Raw genomic sequence first — 16,040 nt, 5'->3', positions numbered from 1 at the left:
CGAGCTGCCGAGCAGCGCGAAGAGCTCGTTCTTCGCGATGTTCAGGCTCACGTTGTTGACGGCGACACTGTCGCCGAATTTCTTGACGACGTTTTCGATGCGCACGAATGCGTCGCGGGAGCTGGCCGCTGCGGTGGCGCGAGCGGCTTCGGAGGCGTTGACTTGGGACGTCGAATTCATGATCTAACCTGGGTTCCTTTCTGATCGCGGTACGGCATGTCCTTGCATGACGCGGGCGAATGCGGGCGCGAGTTGCCCCACACGGGGCGCAAATGCGACTCGCGGACGTCAGTACTGCGAACGGAGCTCACTGGAAACTGACGCGTCGATTTCAAATTGGGGGCGACGCGCGCAGCCGGACTTCGAACAGCAAACTTCTGGCGGAGAGGGGTCGAGCGATCCCTCTTCCGCACGTTGTCTCCTTCCTTCTCCTTCGGTTTTCTTCCGGGGCGGATGGCCGCCCCGTTCAGTCGATCAGTGGCCGGTCTTCAGCTGCGACCACAGACGGTTTTCGAGGCGCAGGATGTCGGCCGGCATCGGCTTCATCAGCGTCATTTTCTTGAGCACGTCTTCGGACGGATAGACCGTCGGGTCCTGCGCGACCGACGCCGTCACGAATTGGTGCGCGCCCTTGTTCGCGGTGGGATAGAACACTTCGTTGGTGATGGCGGCGTTGACCTTCGGATCTTCGATGTAGTTGATCCACTTCATGGCCGCTTCGGGGTGCGGAGCGTCCTTGGGCACGACCATCACGTCGAACCACAGCAGGCCACCTTCCTTCGGATTCGAGAACTTGATGTGATACGAGCGCTTCGCTTCTTCGGCGCGGCGGTGTGCGATGCCCACGTCGCCGGACCAGGCGAACGCGACGCAGACGTCGTTGTTCACGAGGTCGTTGATGTAGCCCGAGGAATTGAACTGGGTGATGTACGGACGGACTTTCTTCAGCACTTCGAAGGCTGCCTGATAGTCGGCCGGGTTCGTGCTGTTGGGGTTCTTGCCCATGTACTGCAGGGTGGCCGCGAAGGCGTCGACGGCCTGGTCGAGGAACGAGACGCCGCAGCCCTTGAGCTTCGAGAGGTATTGCGGATCGAAGATGAGCGCCCAGCTATCCACCGGTGCGTTCGCGCCCAGCGCCTTCTCGATGGCTTCCTGGTTGTAGCCGACACCGTCGGTGCCGAATGCCCACGGCACGCCGTACTGATTGCCCGGATCGGCGTCGGCGATCATGTGCATGAGCAGCGGATCGAGGTTCGCGAGATTGGGGAGCTTCGACTTGTCGAGCTTCTGGTAGACGCCGGCCTGGATCTGCTTGGCCATGTAGTTCGAGGTCGGCACCACGATGTCGTAGCCCGAGCTGCCTGCGAGCAGCTTGGCCTGCAGCGTGTCATCGCTGTCGTAGTTGTCGTACTTCACATGGATGCCCGTCTGCTTCTCGAAGTTCGGGATCGTGTCTTTCGCAATGTAGTCGGACCAGTTGTACACGTTCAGTGCGTCATCGGCGGCGCGAGCCGGCTGGCTCGAGGTAGCCGTGAGACCCGCGCATACGGCGAGCGCGGCCACTGCGACGGCATGACGAAGATGTCTGACACTCATGTTGAATTCCCCAGAAGATAAAAGTTGGCGGGCGGCGCCCGCACCCCGTTGTGCGCCGCCGGCCCTTACGTTTGCAGCGTTACGAAAGTCCCAGTTGTTGCGCGGTTGCGTCGATGGCCTTCTTCGCCTTCGACACGATTTCGTCGATCTCGCCGCGCGTGACGACTAGCGGCGGCGAGAGCAGCATGCGGTCGCCCGTGGCGCGCATGATGAGGTTGCCGTTGAAGCAGAAGTCGCGGCAGATCGTGCCCACGTCGCCGCCGTTCGCGAAACGCTTGCGCGCCTTCGGATCCTCGGCGAGCTGAAGGCCCGCCACGAGCCCGGTGCCCGAGATGTCGCCGATGATCGGGTGATTGCCGAAGGTTTCGCGCAGGCGTTGCTGGAAGTACGGGCCAGTGTCCGTCTTCACGCGCTCGACGATGCGCTCGTCGCGCAGCAGCTTGAGGTTCGCGACCGCCACCGCGGCGGCCACCGGATGACCCGAATACGTGAGGCCATGGTTGAAGTCACCGTTCTCGATGAGCGCCTTCGCGATGCGGTCGTGAAGGCCCACCGCGCCCATCGGCACGTAGCCGCTCGTGAGACCCTTGGCCATCGTGATGAGGTCGGGCTCGAAGCCGAAGTGCTGATGCGCGAACCACTCGCCAGTGCGCCCGAAGCCGCCGATCACTTCGTCGGCGCACAGCAGCACGTCGTATTTGCGGCAGATGCGCTGGATTTCCGGCCAATACGTGGAGGGCGGGAAGATCACGCCGCCCGCGCCCTGGAACGGCTCGCCGATGAAGGCGGCCACGTTCTCCGCGCCCACTTCGAGAATCTTCGCTTCGAGCTGCTGTGCGCGCGCGAGACCGAACTCCTCGGGCGTCATGTCGCCTTGCGCCTCGCCGAAGAAATACGGTTGATCGATATGGACGATGTTCTCGACCTTCGAGGGCATCTGCTCATGCATGTAGCCCATGCCGCCGAGCGTGCCGCCCGCGATGGTCGAGCCGTGATAGCCGTTCTTGCGCGAGATGACGACCTTCTTCGAAGGCTTGCCCTGCGTGAGCCAGTACTGGTGCACGATGCGCAGCACCGTGTCGTTGCCTTCCGAGCCGCTGTTGCAATAGAAGAAGTGATTGAACGGCTCGGGCGAGAGTTCGGCGAGCAGCGCCGAAAGCTCGATCACCGGCGGGTGCGTGGTCTTGAAGAACGTGTTGTAGAAGGGCAGCTCCTGGAGCTGCTTGTAGGCGGCGTCGGCGAGCTCCTGGCGGCCGTAGCCCACGTTCACGCACCAGAGTCCGGCCATGCCGTCGATGATCTGGTTGCCTTCCGAGTCCCACAGGTACACGCCTTTCGCTTTCACGATCACGCGGCTGCCGGCCTTGTTGAGCGAGCCCATATCGGAGAACGGATGGATATGGTGCGCGGCGTCGAGTGCGCGGTACTCGGCAGTCGAGCGCGCGGCTTGCGCGCGCAGCGTCGTCGGCAGTTCTTGCAGCGCGCTGGCAGGGGCGTCGATTCGATAGCTCATCTTTCGTTTCTCCTTTCTGTTACACGTGCAGCAGCAAGTGCTTGCGTTCCCACGAGCTGATCACGCGGAAATAGGCTTCGTATTCGGTTTCCTTGAGCGCGAGATACGCGCGCACGAACTTTTCGCCAAGAATGTCCTTGAGCGGTTCGCAGGCACCCATCAGCGAGAGGCCTTCCTCCAGATTGCGCGGCAACTGGTAGGGCAGCGAGTAGCCGTCGCTCACGAGCGGCTCCGTGGGCTTGAGGTGCTGCGTCATGCCCAGATAGCCGGCGGCCAGCGTGGCGGCAATCGCCAGATACGGGTTGCAGTCCACGCCGGGAATGCGGTTCTCCACGCGGCGTGCGGCGGGCGACGAATAAGGCACGCGGAAGCCCACGGTGCGGTTGTCGTAGCCCCACTCCACGTTGATGGGCGCCGCCATGAAGCGCGAAAGGCGGCGGTACGAGTTGATGTACGGCGCGAAGATCGGCATGAGCGCCGGCGTGTATTTCTGCTGGCCCGCGATGTACGCATAGAACATGTCGGTGGGCTTGCCGTCCGAGCCGGTGAAGAGGTTCTGGCCGCTCTCCGCGGAAACGAGGCTCTGGTGCACGTGCATGGCCGAACCCGGCTCGTTCTCCATGGGCTTGGCCATGAAGGTGGCGTACATGTGATGGCGCAGCGCCGCTTCGCGCACGGTGCGCTTGAAGAGGAACACGCGGTCGGCGAGATTGAGCGGATCGCCGTGCAGGAAGTTGATCTCCATCTGCGCCGCGCCCACTTCATGAATCAGCGTATCGACTTCGAGATCCTGAATATCGCAGTACTCATAGATGTCTTCAAAGAGCGGGTCGAATTCGTTGACCGCTTCGATCGAATACGCCTGGCGGCCCGTTTCCGGACGGCCCGTGCGGCCGATAGGCGGCGTGAGCGGAAGATCCGGGTCCTTGTTCATGTCGACGAGATAGAACTCCAGCTCCGGTGCGATCACCGGCTTCCAGCCCTTCGCCTCGTAGAGCTCGAGCACGCGGCGCAGCACGCGGCGCGGCGAGATCTCGACCGGCGTGCCGTCGAAGTGCACGCAATCGTGGATCACCTGTGCCGTGGGGTCGACGGCCCAAGGAATGATGCGGATGGTCGAGGGGTCCGGCACGCACACCATGTCGGGGTCGGTGACGCCCGTGAGGCTGCCGTCTTCCGGATAATCGCCGGTCACGGTCTGGATCATCACGGCTTGCGGCAGCCGCATGTTCTCGCCAAATTCGAACTTGCTGCGCGGGATGATCTTGCCGCGCGCGATGCCGGCCATGTCGGGGATGATGGCTTCGATTTCGGTGATGTGGTGCTTCTTCAGGAATTCGTCGATGTCATTCATGATCGTTCTCTCTGTTCTGTATGAGCGGGCGTCAAACGTGCGCGGGTTGGCGCCCGGCTCCGTTCGGTATTCGGGCCAGCATGCGTGCCCGGCAGGCCTCGCCAAAGGCGCGGAAGATCGCGGTGGACAGCGCGTTCTGCGCATACTGCCATTCGGGGTGCCATTGCACGCCGAGTGCGAAGCTCGCCGCATTGGCCACGCTGATCGCTTCGATGAGGCCGTCTGGTGCCGTTGCTTCCACAACCAGTCCGTTTCCAGGCGATTCGATGCCTTGCCCGTGCAGCGAATTCACGCGGGCTTCGCGTGCGCCGCCGGCGAGCCGTTGCAGCAGCCCGCCCTCGACCAGCGCGATGGCGTGCGCCGGGCCGTATTGCGATTCGAGCGTGTCGGCCTTGTTCTCGCGATGGTCGTCGAGTCCATCGACCGCATGCACTTGCTGGTGCAGCGTGCCGCCGAACACGACGTTCATCTCCTGAAAGCCGCGGCAGATGGCGAGCACAGGCACACCCGCGTCGATGGCCGCGCGCATCAGCGGCAGCGTGGTGGCATCGCGCTCGGGGTCGTGCAGCGTGCCCGCGGCGCTGGCCGAGCCGCCGTAGCGATGCGGCTCCACGTTCGAGTAGCTGCCGGTGAAGAGCAGGCCGTCCACGGCATCGAGTATGTCCGCCGCTGCCTGCAGTGCGCCGAGCGCCGGCAGCACCAGCGCGAGCCCACCCGAGCCTTCCACGGCGGCGGCGATGTACTTCTCGCCGGCCACGTGCGATGCGTGCGGCCCCATCATCGTGCGATCGGCGGTGACTCCAATCAATGGCTTGGTTCGCATGACTAATGTTTCACTTCTCTTGCCCGTGCAACACAGGTGCAAATAGCTTTGCAGTGATGCTGCGGGCGTGACATGACCTTGCAACCTTGCACGGGGCAAGGCCACAAGCCTTTAAGCTCAGCGCGAAAGCGTCACTAACGCATCGCGCTGCGCGTGGAGATCATGTAGGCAGTTCGTTTTCGACCGTTGTGGGGCGCCACCGTGGAAAGGCGTGCACAGCCACGCCGCGCGCACACAGCAATACAGCTCGCATGCGGTCGACGGCGATGAAAACGAACGGCGCAGGAAGGAGAGGCGCTAGGGCAGCAGCGACGCGACTTCGTCCGTATGGACGGCGATGAAGGCGCGTGCGGAGACGGCGTTATGGCGCCGGACGGACCGGCGGGAAAGGACTGTGAAGACGGATAGAAACAGGCGAGAGGCAAGCCTGCCGCTACAGCCGTCGGCGATGGCGGCGCAGTCGCTGCGAAGACACCTCGCATGACTTCGATCCCATCTCACCAGAGGGCCACGGACTCTCACAATTACACTCGACTGGGGTTGTTAGTAAATTGCCCGACTTATTCAGCGCGATCTGAATAGTTCGCACTGCATCACGCTAAACATAGGTTTCGTTCGATGTATCCCGCATGAACAGCGTGTTGCATTGATGTTTCATGCTGGTGGTCATCGTTCGATCGACCTGTTGTTCAGCATATACGAGCCAAAAAGGGCGTCAATTATTTTTTTACGTTTTTGAGTCAGCACTTTCCCGGGTGGCAGGCTGTAAACACCGTGGAATGCGAAATATGGCTACCTTCTTTTATATTTCGAATAACTTACAGGGGTTTCTACTAACGCAAAAAAATACAAACTGATTAGAATATTCAACACGTCCACCGCGCCGTTTTTGCTGTTGTTCGTCCGTCGTTCACTGCTACCCGCAGTCGTTTTCCGGCGCGCTCCCTGATCAACCGGCTTTTCGAACGTGACCGAGTCCGTATCCGTTTCCTCTGAAGTCGCAACACGCCTGCGCTATGTACGCAAGCGTTATGGGTTGTCGCAGCGCGAGCTCGCCAAGCGGGCGGGCGTCACGAACGGCGCGATCTCGCTGATCGAGCAAAGTCGTGTCAGTCCCTCCGTGGGCTCGCTCAAGAAGCTGCTCGAATGCATACCCATGAGTCTCGCGGAATTCTTCACATTCGATCTGAATGAGGGCGCGAGCGTCGTGTCGCGCCGCGGCGAGATGCCGAACCTCGGCAACGCCTCCATCGAGTTCTATCTTGCGGGCGCGAACGTGAAGGACCGCAACATGGGCATCCTGCGCGAGGTGTACCAGCCGCTCGCCGACACGGGGGCCGAAATGCTCATGCACGCCGGGCACGAGGGCGGCGTCGTGGTGGCGGGCCAGCTCGAGCTGACCGTGGACGGCACGACCTGGCTGCTCGACCCCGGCGACAGCTACTACTTCGAAAGCCGCCTTCCGCACCGGTTTCGCAATCCCAGCGCGAGCGATGTTTGCGAGGTGGTGTCGGCCAATTCGCCGCCCACTTTCTGACTCGCGCCAACCCGGTTCGCTTCTCGCTGCCGCCGTCCGGCCGAAGTTCGACTGAAGTTCGACTGAAGTTCGGCCGCGTTCGCGGTACGCAGAACGAATCGCAAATCATTGAGGCATCCTCATGGAAAAGAGAAATCTCGCTTACTGGCAGGACAAGGCCGCATCGCTCAAGATCGACGGCCGCGCGTTCATCGACGGCGCCCCTCGCGATGCCTATTCGGGCCGCACCTTCGACTGTGTGAGCCCCATCGACGGTCGCGTGCTCGCAAGCGTGGCCGACTGCGGCGCGGCAGATGTCGACGCCGCCGTGGCTGCCGCGCGCCGCGCATTCGAGCAGGGCGTATGGGCGGGCCTGAACCCGCGCGAGCGCAAGGCGGTCCTGCTGCGCTGGGCCGCGCTCATGCGCGAGCACCAGGACGAACTCGCGCTGCTCGAAACGCTCGACGCCGGCAAGCCCATTGGCGACACCACCACGGTGGACGTGCCGGGCGCGGCCTATTGCGTCGAGTGGTTCGCCGAGGCCATCGACAAGGTGGGCGGTGAAGTCGTGCCCGCCGACCATCATCTCGTGGGCCTCGTCACGCGCGAGCCCATCGGCGTGGTGGCGGCCGTGGTGCCGTGGAATTTCCCGATCCTGATGGCCTCGTGGAAGTTCGGCCCGGCGCTTGCCGCAGGCAACAGCGTCGTGCTCAAGCCTTCCGAGAAGTCGCCGCTCACGGCCATCCGCGTGGCGCAGCTCGCGCGCGAGGCGGGCATTCCGGCAGGCGTGTTCAACGTGCTGCCCGGTGGCGGCGAGCCGGGCAAGCTGCTCGCCCTGCACCGCGACGTGGACTGCATCGCCTTCACGGGCTCGACCAATGTGGGCAAGCAGATCATGCAGTACGCGGGCCAGTCCAACCTCAAGCGCGTGTGGCTGGAGCTGGGCGGCAAGTCGCCGAACATCGTGCTGCCCGATTGCCCGGACCTCGATCGCGCAGCGAAGGCCGCAGCGGGCGCGATCTTCTACAACATGGGCGAGATGTGCACGGCGGGCTCGCGCCTGCTCGTGCACCGCGATATCAAGGACGTGTTCCTCGCGAAACTGCTGGAAGCGGCGAAGGCGTACAAGCCTGGCAATCCTCTCGATCCCGAAGTCTCGATGGGCGCGATCGTCGACAAGGTCCAGATGGAGCGCGTGCTGGGCTATATCGAGGCCGGACGCAAGGAATCCACGCTGCTGCTGGGCGGCGAGCGCGTGAATGCGTCGAGCGGCGGCTTCTACGTGGAGCCGACGGTGTTCGATACGCGCCATGACGCACGCATCGCACGCGAAGAGATTTTTGGCCCGGTGCTCTCGGTGATCACGTTCGGCACCATCGACGAAGCGGTGCGCATTGCCAACGACAGCGACTACGGCCTCGCGGCCGCAGTGTGGACGGCGAATCTCACGAATGCTCACGAGATCGCGCGCCGTTTGCGTGCGGGCACGGTCTGGGTCAACTGCTATGACGAAGGCGGCGACATGAACTTCCCGTTCGGCGGCTTCAAGGAGTCGGGCAACGGCCGCGACAAATCGCTTCATGCGCTTGAGAAGTACACCGAGCTAAAGTCCACGCTCGTGCGGCTGCGCTAAAGGATTCGCGTTGCCAGCGCGGCGGCGCGCACGTGCATCGGCTGAGGGTGCACGGGTGCCGCCGCGTGATCAATGAATCCGTCCACCGCGGCGTGCGTGCCTCGCCGCGGCTTTTCGAATCGAGTCAATGCATGTCGGACATTCTTCATGGTGACGGCGCCATCCGCCGCCCAACGCTACACGGCTCTTCCATCGAGAACACCTACGCAGGCGTGCTCTCGTTCATGCGCCGCAACTACACGCGCGATCTGAATGGCGTGGACGTGGCAATCTCGGGCGTGCCGCTCGACCTCGCCACCACGTTCCGCTCGGGCGCGCGTCTCGGCCCGTCCGCGGTACGCGCCGCGAGCGTGCAGATTGCGGAACTGCATCCGTATCCGTGGGGGTTCGATCCATTCGAGACGCTGGCTGTGGCCGACTACGGCGACTGCTGGTTCGACGCGCACAATCCGCTCACCATCAAGCCCGCGATCGTCGAGCATGCGCGCAAGATTCTGCGCTCCGGCGCGAAGATGCTCACGTTCGGCGGCGACCATTTCATCACGTATCCGCTTCTGATCGCCCACGCGGAGAAGTACGGCAAGCCGCTCTCGCTCATTCACTTCGACGCGCATTGCGACACCTGGCCCGACGATCACCCGGAGAGCCTCAATCACGGCACGATGTTCTACAAGGCCGTGAAAGAAGGGCTCATCGATCCGAAGACATCGGTGCAGGTGGGCATACGCACATGGAACGACGACTTTCTCGGCATCAACGTGCTCGATGCGGCGTGGGTGCACGAGAACGGCCCGCGCGCGGCGCGCGAGCGCATTCTGGAGATCGTGGGCGAGCGGCCCGCCTATCTCACGTTCGATATCGATTGTCTGGATCCGGCGTTCGCGCCGGGCACCGGCACGCCAGTGGCGGGCGGGCTGTCCTCGGCGCAGGCGCTCGCGATCGTGCGCGGCCTGGAAGCGGTGAACCTGGTCGGCGCGGACGTGGTGGAGGTGGCGCCCGCCTACGATCAGAGTGAGATCACGGCGCTCGCCGCAGCGCATCTCGCCTGCGATCTGCTATGCCTGTGGCGGCAGCGCAAGGTGGCCGGCAAGTAACGCGGCAAGCTCGCGCGCAAAAGTACAAAAAGGGGTGCACGTAAGAGCACCTGCAAAAGCGGCTCGCGTGCGCACGTTTCAGCGCTCGACGAGCGCGCCCAGGTTGGCGCGCACGCGCTGAAGCATCTGGCCGAACTGCTCGGCTTCTTCGGGTGTGAAGCCGGCTAGCGCTTCCGCCTGCACTTCGTCGCCCACGCGGCGCGCGCCGCCCAGCACGGCCTCGGCCTTTGGCGTGAGGCTCACCAGCAATTCCCGGCGGTCTCCGGGGTTCGGCGTGCGCACGACCCAGCCGCCTTCTTCCATCCTCTCCAGCAATCTGCCGGCGGAGATCGGTGCGACTTCGAGCCGTTCTGCAAGGCTCGCCTGGTTCATGTCGCCGTAATGCGCGAGGTACGCGATCATGCGGCACTGCGCGCGCGTGAGTTCGAGCGACGACTTCGCAAGCTCGTCGTAACGTTTGCCATACAGGCGGCCCACGTCGACGACCAGGAAGCCGAAGCGCTTTTCGAGGTCGGTAGTCATCGCGCGATTATACGGGCGCCCCGCGCCGCCTGGCCCGCGAACGGCACGCAATGGCACGCAATGGCCCGCAACGGCATGCCCATTCTTCCCGATTGCGCCGGGTCGAGCGAGTCGTATAATAAGCAGGCTTATTATTATTCTCCTACGCATCGGCCGAACTCACGATGACCGCAGTCTCGCACGGCACAGCCTCGCAGCGTGGGGACGTGCCGCTCAATCGCGGCATGATCACCTTGTCGATCATGCTCGCCACGCTGATGCAGACGCTCGACAGCACGATCGCCAACGTGGCCTTGCCGCACATGCAGGGCACGCTTTCGGCGTCGCAGGACGAGATCACGTGGGTGCTCACCTCGTACATCGTCGCGGCGGCCATTGCCACGCCGCTCACGGGGTGGCTTGCCGACCGCTTCGGCGTGAAGCCGCTGCTCGGCGTGGCCATTGCGGGCTTCACGGTGGCCTCGGCGCTGTGCGGGCTCTCGGAAACGCTGGGCGAAATTGTCGGCTCACGGCTGTTGCAGGGCGTATTCGGCGCGTCGCTCGTGCCGCTCTCGCAGTCCATCCTGCTCGACATCAATCCGCGCGAGCGCCAGGGGCAGGCCATGGCGGTCTGGGGCATGGGGGTGATGGTCGGCCCCGTGCTGGGTCCCACGCTCGGCGGCTGGCTCACGGACAGCTACAACTGGCGCTGGGTGTTCTTCATCAACGTGCCGATCGGCGCGTTCGCGTTCTTCGGCGTGTCCACCTTCATGCCCTCGCGCGTGCCGCGCCGCGAGACGCGCTTCGACGTGTTCGGCTTCGCCACGCTGGCGCTGGCCATCGGCGCGCTGCAGGCCCTGCTCGACCGCGGCGAGCAGCTCGACTGGTTCGGCTCGCTCGAAATCCGCATCGAAGCGCTCGCGGCCGCCCTGGCGTTCGCGTTCTTCATCGTGCACACGGCCACCTCCGGCCCTAATACGTTCTTTCGCTATCAACTGCTCAAGGACCGCAATTTCGCCACGGGCACGCTCTTCATCTTCGTGATCGGCGCTGTGCTCTACGCTACGCGTGCGCTCTTGCCGCCCATGCTGCAGAACCTCATGGGCTACCCCGTGGCGACCACCGGCCTCGTCACCGCGCCCAGCGGCGCGGGCACCATGCTGGCCATGCTGATCGCAGGGCGCCTGCTCAAGCACGTGGACGCGCGCGCCATGCTGCTGTTCGGCTTCGTGGTGTCTGCCTATGCGCTGTGGCAGATGATGCAGTACACGCTCGTGCTCTCGGCCTCCGATATCGTCTGGCCCGGCGTGGTGCAGGGCTTCGGGCTCGGCTTCGTGTTCGTGCCGCTTTCCACGCTGACGTTCTCGACGCTCACGCCGCAGTTGCGCGCGGACGGCACGGCCACCTACAGCCTGATGCGCAATATCGGCAGCAGTATCGGCATTTCCATCGTGCAGACCTTCGTCACGCGCGGTACGCAGGTCGCGCATGCGGATCTCGCCGCGCACATCACGCCGTTCAATCCCGCGGTCCAGCCGATGCTCGCGGCCGGATCGCGGTACGATCTTGCCGTGCTCAACCAGTCGATCACACAGCAGGCGCAGATGATTGCGTATCTGAACGACTTCAAGATGATGTTCGTCGCCACGCTGCTCGTGATTCCGTTGCTCGTGCTGATCCGGCCTTCGTCGGGCAGCGGGGCGGTCGAAGCGAGCCACGCGGCGATGGACTGACCTCTGGCGCCTTTTTTCGTTCGTCGTTCGCGTGGGGCATAGTTCGCGCCCCCTCCGTGCGACATGCCCGCGCGGCACATTCACGCCCAACCGATGCTCTCCGCTGTCTCCATTCTGCTGCCCGTTTTCGGCCTCATCCTCGCCGGCTTTGCTTGCCGCCGCTTCGGCGTGCTAGGTCCCACGGCTGCCTCCGAGCTGAATCGCTTCGTGGTGTGGCTCGCGCTGCCCGCGCTGCTCTTCGATATCCTTGCGCACGCAACATGGCATGAACTCTTTCAGCCGGCTTTCGTTGCGGCGTTCAGCATCGCGGGGCTGGCCGTGTTCGCAGCCGTGGCGGGCGTGCGGCTCTTTCTCGGGCGTCCTCTGGCCGATGCCAGCATCGACGCTCTCGCCGCCGCGTATCCGAACACGGGCTACGTGGGCTTTCCGCTGTGCATGATCGCGTTCGGGCCGTCGAGCCTCACGCCCACGACCATCGCGACGATACTCGTGGTGTGCGTGCTATTCGCGCTCGCCATTGTGTTGATCGAGACGGGCCTGCAAAGCGAGCGCCGCCCGCACCGGTTGCTGATCAAGGTGGTGCGCTCGCTCATGCGCAATCCGCTGCTCGTCGCGCCCGCGTTGGGCGCGATCGTATCGGGCACGCATCTCACGCTGCCCGCGAGCGCGGAGACTTTCCTCAAGCTGCTGGGCGGCGCCGCGAGCCCTTGCGCGCTTGTGAGTCTTGGGCTCTTTCTCGCGGAACGCCGCGCCAAAAGCGACGCGCCGCCCGAGTCGTCGTGGTGGATCACGCTCACGAAGCTCGTCGTGCAGCCGGCATTGACATGGTGGCTTGCCGCGCGCGTGTTCGTGCTGCCCGATCAACTCGTGGAGATCGCGGTGCTGCTTGCGGCGCTGCCCACCGGCACTGGGCCGTACATGCTTGCGGAGTACTACCGGCGCGAGGCGCACGTGACCTCGCGCACGATCCTGCATTCGACACTCGGCTCGCTCGTCACGCTTACGCTGATCCTGCTGCATCTGCATCACGGCTGACGCTGCGGTAGCGGGGCGATGGCCTCGCGCGCGGCGCGCAAAGCGATGGCACGATGCCTGAGGCCGTCCTCGTGCAATTGCAAGCTCAATGTAATACCGGGCGTAGATTTGTGTTGTCGTGCAAGCGGGCAGTTCTGTCGCCGCGCTTCGTGCATTGTTTTTCCAAGATATGGTTTAATCATTCTCAAAGATCGCTTGAGTATCGGCGCATCGCCCGGCGTTCGGCGCCTATACTTTTTGCCGAGATGCCGTTTTCTCGGATAACGCAGTTCCTTTCTTCCCGGTTGTCTCTCCTCGAATGGCACCCCGCTCGTCGGGCTGCCGTTGTCCACGCGCTCGACCATCTGCGTCAAGCAATTCGTAATCCGAAATGTTTTGCAAGCATTTGTTGCAACTTTCACGGAGACTTCATATGAAAGACATACAATCCCGCGCTTTCGCGATGCCGTTCACCAACCCCGCATTTCCGCCGGGGCCCTACAAGTTCGTCAATCGCGAGTTCCTGATCATCACGTATCGCACCGATCTCGAACGCTTGCGCAAGGTCGTGCCCGAGCCGCTAGAGGTCACGGAGCCGCTCGTGAGCTATGAGTTCATCCGCATGCCGGACTCGACCGGCTTTGGCGACTACACCGAGAGCGGCCAGGTCATCCCGGTGATGTACGAGGGCCAGCCCGGCAGCTACACGCACTCGATGTACCTCGACGACCATCCGCCGATTGCCGGCGGCCGCGAGTTGTGGGGATTCCCCAAGAAGCTCGCCACGCCCCAGCTCGCGCCGCACTCCGACACGCTGGTCGGCACGCTCGATTACGGCCCGGTGCGCATCGCCACCGGCACGATGGGCTACAAGCACCGCGAGCTCGACCTGGCGGAGCAGGCACGGCGGCTCGCGGGGCCCAACTATCTGCTCAAGATCGTGCCGCACGTGGACGGCTCGCCGCGCGTGTGCGAGCTGGTGCGCTACTACATGAAGGACATCGTGCTCAAGGGCGCGTGGACGGGGCCTGCCGCGTTGCATCTGATACCGCATGCGCTCGCGCCTGTCGCCGACCTGCCGGTGCTCGAGATCGTCGAGGCGCGGCATCTGCTCGCGGACCTCACGCTCGGCCTCGGTGAGGTCGTGCACGACTATCTCGCGCAGTAAGCGCAGCGCAGTTCAGCGCAGTTCAGGCCAGTTCCATCCAATCCAATTCAAGCAAGGCGGAAACAACATCATGAACAAGCTCGAAGGCAAGACTGCAGTGGTCACCGGCGCGGCCAGCGGGATCGGCAAGGAGATCGCCCTGACGCTCGCCGCGCAGGGCGCGGCGGTCGCTATCGCCGACCTCAACGCCGCCGGCGCGCAGGCCGTCGCGGACGAGATCAAGCGTGCGGGCGGCAAGGCCATGGGCATCGCCATGGACGTGACCAGCGAGCAGGCCGTCAACGAGGGCATCGACCAGGTGGTTGCCTCGTTCGGCTCGCTCGACATCCTGGTCTCGAACGCCGGCATCCAGATCGTGAATCCGATCGAAAACTACGCGTTCTCCGACTGGAAGAAGATGCAGGCCATCCACGTGGACGGCGCCTTCCTCACCACCAAGGCGGCGCTCAAGCACATGTACAAGGACGACCGCGGCGGCGTCGTGATCTACATGGGCTCGGTGCACTCGCACGAGGCTTCGCCGCTGAAGTCGGCGTATGTCGCGGCCAAGCATGCGCTGTTGGGCTTGGCGCGCGTGCTCGCCAAGGAAGGCGGCAAGCATAACGTGCGCTCGCATGTGGTCTGCCCGGGCTTCGTGCGCACGCCGCTGGTGGAAAAGCAGATTCCCGAGCAGGCGAAGGAACTGGGCATCAGCGAAGAGGACGTCGTCAAGAAGGTGATGCTGGGCGGCACCGTGGACGGCATCTTCACGACGGTCGAAGACGTGGCGCAGACCGTGCTGTTCCTCAGTACCTTCCCGAGCGCGGCCCTCACCGGCCAGTCGTTCGTGGTGAGCCACGGCTGGTTCATGCAATGAGCGAGCTCGACAACGCCGAGTCGTTGGCGCCTGCGGGGCGCGGCCAGGCTGGCTCTGGGGCCGTGCATGCTCATCACGCGCGCAGCCTCGACTATGAGACGGTTGCGCTGGTCCTGCAGGGCGGCGGCGCGCTGGGCGCTTATCAGGCTGGCGTGCTGGAGGGGCTGCACGAGGCGCGTATTGCGCTCAACTGGGTCGCGGGCATTTCGATTGGTGCGCTCAACACGGCCATCATCGCCGGGAACGAGCCCGCCATGCGCGTGCCGCGGCTGCGCGAGTTCTGGGAGACGATCTGCAGGCCGGGCTTCACCCCGGCCATGCCTGCCCCGTTCGAGCACGCGCTATTCATGGCTTCCGACGCAACACGGTCGATGCTGACGGCGTTTCAGGCAGCGAGCGCCGCCGCGCAGGGCCAGCACGGCTTCTTTGCGCCGCGGGTGCCGGCGCCGCTGCCCTGGCTCGCGAACGCGCCGGACCGGGTCAGCTGGTACGACACCACGCCGCTCAAGGCCACGCTCGAACGCTTCTGCGATTTCGAACGGATCAATTCCGGCGAGACGCGGGTGTCGGTGGGCGCCGTGAACGTTGCGACCGGGAACTTCGTCTATTTCGACAACACGCGCACGACGCTGCGCGCCGAGCATTTCATTGCTTCGGGCGCGCTGCCGCCGGGCTTCGCGCCGGTCGAAATCGACGGCGAGTTCTTCTGGGACGGCGGTGTGGTGTCGAATACGCCGTTGCACGAAGTCCTCAGCGCATCGCCGCGCCGCGACACACTGGTGTTCCAGGTGGACCTCTGGTCCGCGCGCGGGCCCGTGCCGCAGACGCTGGAAAATGTGGGCACGCGCGTGAAGGACATTCAGTACTCGAGCCGCACGCGTCTCGTCACCGACATGCTGCAACGCGAGCAGCGCTACCGGCATCTGTTGCGCGAGTTGCTGGAGCGTGTGCCCGAGGCCGCGCGTGAGGGCGACCATCTCTGCAAGGTTGTCGAGGATCTTGCTTGCAGCAAGCGCTACAACGTGCTGCAGCTGATCTACCAGCAGCAGAAGTTCGAGCGCGGCGACAAGGACTACCAGTTCGGGCGGACCACCATGCAAAGCCACTGGGAGGCCGGATTGACCGACATCCGCCGCACCCTCAGCCACGACACCTGGCTCGATTTGCCCAGCAATCAGACGGGCTTCGTCACGCACGACATTCATCGCGTCAGCGATTAGCCTGAGTGACGCCGGCGTT

At 64.0% G+C, this 16,040-nt stretch carries 15 protein-coding genes and 1 pseudogene; 8 read left to right on the top strand and 8 right to left on the bottom strand.

All coding sequences use genetic code 11. The features are described 5' to 3' along the window. The 6 genes and pseudogenes from EYW47_RS04110 to EYW47_RS41690 form a co-directional block, all read right to left on the bottom strand. Positions 1-180: pseudogene (locus tag EYW47_RS04110) on the bottom strand (polyamine ABC transporter ATP-binding protein); the annotation flags it as partial. Positions 181-474: 294 nt separating this feature from the next. Next, positions 475-1,596 (bottom strand): polyamine ABC transporter substrate-binding protein, encoded by a 1,122-nt coding sequence (locus EYW47_RS04105; protein WP_133193577.1) that lies wholly within the window; start codon positions 1,594-1,596, stop codon positions 475-477. Positions 1,597-1,675: 79 nt separating this feature from the next. Then, positions 1,676-3,109, bottom strand: a complete 1,434-nt coding sequence (locus EYW47_RS04100; RefSeq protein ID WP_133193576.1) for an aspartate aminotransferase family protein — start codon at positions 3,107-3,109, stop codon at positions 1,676-1,678. Between the two features lie 19 nt (positions 3,110-3,128). Then, on the bottom strand, positions 3,129-4,463 hold the full coding sequence (locus tag EYW47_RS04095; RefSeq protein WP_133193575.1) for a glutamine synthetase family protein: 1,335 nt from the start codon (positions 4,461-4,463) through the stop codon (positions 3,129-3,131). A 31-nt stretch (positions 4,464-4,494) separates the two neighbouring features. Further along, positions 4,495-5,286 carry a gamma-glutamyl-gamma-aminobutyrate hydrolase family protein gene (locus EYW47_RS04090; RefSeq protein WP_133193574.1) on the bottom strand — a complete coding sequence of 264 codons (792 nt, stop codon included), beginning with the start codon at positions 5,284-5,286 and terminating at the stop codon, positions 4,495-4,497. A gap of 297 nt (positions 5,287-5,583) precedes the next feature. Further along, the gene (locus EYW47_RS41690) at positions 5,584-5,808 is read right to left on the bottom strand and encodes a hypothetical protein (RefSeq protein WP_240763515.1); all 225 of its coding nucleotides are present in this window, start codon (positions 5,806-5,808) and stop codon (positions 5,584-5,586) included. Between the two features lie 445 nt (positions 5,809-6,253). On the opposite strand from EYW47_RS41690, the gene EYW47_RS04080 reads away from it, so the two are divergent. The 3 genes from EYW47_RS04080 to speB all read left to right on the top strand — a co-directional run bounded on the left by EYW47_RS04080 (position 6,254) and on the right by speB (position 9,529). After that, positions 6,254-6,823, top strand: coding sequence for a cupin domain-containing protein (locus EYW47_RS04080; protein ID WP_133193573.1), 570 nt, complete (start codon positions 6,254-6,256; stop codon positions 6,821-6,823). Positions 6,824-6,944: 121 nt separating this feature from the next. Continuing rightward, entirely contained in the window at positions 6,945-8,435 is a 1,491-nt protein-coding gene (locus EYW47_RS04075) for an aldehyde dehydrogenase (protein ID WP_133193572.1), read from the top strand. Positions 8,436-8,566: 131 nt separating this feature from the next. Further along, positions 8,567-9,529, top strand: coding sequence for an agmatinase (gene speB, locus EYW47_RS04070; protein WP_133193571.1), 963 nt, complete (start codon positions 8,567-8,569; stop codon positions 9,527-9,529). Between the two features lie 78 nt (positions 9,530-9,607). Here the strand turns inward: speB and EYW47_RS04065 are convergent, their stop codons facing one another. Further along, entirely contained in the window at positions 9,608-10,051 is a 444-nt protein-coding gene (locus tag EYW47_RS04065) for a MarR family winged helix-turn-helix transcriptional regulator (protein WP_133193570.1), read from the bottom strand. Between the two features lie 164 nt (positions 10,052-10,215). On the opposite strand from EYW47_RS04065, the gene EYW47_RS04060 reads away from it, so the two are divergent. Beyond that, complete coding sequence (locus EYW47_RS04060) at positions 10,216-11,763, top strand: DHA2 family efflux MFS transporter permease subunit (RefSeq protein WP_133193569.1); 1,548 nt, start codon at positions 10,216-10,218, stop codon at positions 11,761-11,763. A gap of 93 nt (positions 11,764-11,856) precedes the next feature. Further along, positions 11,857-12,798 (top strand): AEC family transporter, encoded by a 942-nt coding sequence (locus tag EYW47_RS04055; protein ID WP_133193568.1) that lies wholly within the window; start codon positions 11,857-11,859, stop codon positions 12,796-12,798. Here EYW47_RS04055 and EYW47_RS04050 read toward each other — a convergent pair. Further along, on the bottom strand, positions 12,789-13,199 hold the full coding sequence (locus tag EYW47_RS04050; protein WP_133193567.1) for a hypothetical protein: 411 nt from the start codon (positions 13,197-13,199) through the stop codon (positions 12,789-12,791). The two genes, EYW47_RS04055 and EYW47_RS04050, sit on opposite strands and share 10 nt — an antisense overlap. Here EYW47_RS04050 and EYW47_RS04045 point away from each other — a divergent pair. The 3 genes from EYW47_RS04045 to EYW47_RS04035 all read left to right on the top strand — a co-directional run bounded on the left by EYW47_RS04045 (position 13,169) and on the right by EYW47_RS04035 (position 16,021). After that, on the top strand, positions 13,169-13,945 hold the full coding sequence (locus EYW47_RS04045) for an acetoacetate decarboxylase (protein WP_165976485.1): 777 nt from the start codon (positions 13,169-13,171) through the stop codon (positions 13,943-13,945). The genes EYW47_RS04050 and EYW47_RS04045 overlap by 31 nt on opposite strands. Before the next feature lie 70 nt (positions 13,946-14,015). Beyond that, complete coding sequence (locus EYW47_RS04040) at positions 14,016-14,801, top strand: 3-hydroxybutyrate dehydrogenase (RefSeq protein ID WP_133193566.1); 786 nt, start codon at positions 14,016-14,018, stop codon at positions 14,799-14,801. After that, positions 14,798-16,021, top strand: a complete 1,224-nt coding sequence (locus tag EYW47_RS04035) for a DUF3734 domain-containing protein (RefSeq protein ID WP_133193565.1) — start codon at positions 14,798-14,800, stop codon at positions 16,019-16,021. The genes EYW47_RS04040 and EYW47_RS04035 overlap by 4 nt, the downstream gene beginning before the upstream one ends. The last annotated feature ends 19 nt before the right edge of the window (positions 16,022-16,040 follow it).

This window comes from Paraburkholderia silviterrae (genome assembly GCF_004353915.1).
GTDB lineage: Bacteria > Pseudomonadota > Gammaproteobacteria > Burkholderiales > Burkholderiaceae > Paraburkholderia > Paraburkholderia silviterrae.
Note: the sequence above shows the minus strand (reverse complement) of the source record. Positions and strands in the feature narration are given on the sequence as shown.